The sequence below is a fragment of the Photorhabdus africana genome (genome assembly GCF_035181445.1).
GTDB lineage: Bacteria > Pseudomonadota > Gammaproteobacteria > Enterobacterales > Enterobacteriaceae > Photorhabdus > Photorhabdus laumondii.
In genome coordinates, this window is the sequence record NZ_JAXBVE010000154.1 from 1 (window position 1) to 552 (window position 552).

Annotated in this window: 1 protein-coding gene; it reads left to right on the forward strand. The window is 46.7% G+C overall.

What is annotated here, in order from left to right:
• Positions 1-552, forward strand: a 552-nt coding sequence (locus SLS51_RS23180; protein ID WP_323840830.1) for a Fic family protein, incomplete at both ends; no start/stop codon positions are given.

Consider the following 552-nt stretch of genomic DNA (forward strand, 5'->3'; position numbering starts at 1 on the left):
CTGTCTAAAGGTGACTGGTCGCCGGATACCATCCAAAGGGACAAGGAACAGAAGGATGCGATGGCTGCCAGAGGCTATTTCGATGCCTTTAACAAAGTGAAAGAGCTACTGCGTGAGGCACATGAAGATAAGGAAGGCTTGGATATCCACTACCTGATTGACGTTGGCTTGACTGACTGGTTCACTGCGTTGTTCAATCCCTGTGTAGATGCCGGAATTATCAACAGACTGGATTTAGCGGGATTTCGCAAAGGACCGATCTATATCCGCACTTCAATGCATGTACCGCCCTCCAGCGAGCAGTTGATGGACTGTATGGAAGCCCTGAAAGGGTTGATCGCTAACGAGAAGTACTTTGTGGTAAAGGCTATCTTGGGACATCTTTTTCTGGGTTATATTCATCCGTTCCCCGATGGTAATGGCCGCACTGCCAGATTCTTAATGAATTTCTTACTGGTAATCGGAGGATACCCCTGGACGGTGATTAAACTCAAAAATAGAACTCAGTATCTATCAGCGTTAGAATCAGCCTCGGTAGGAAAGAATGTGAAG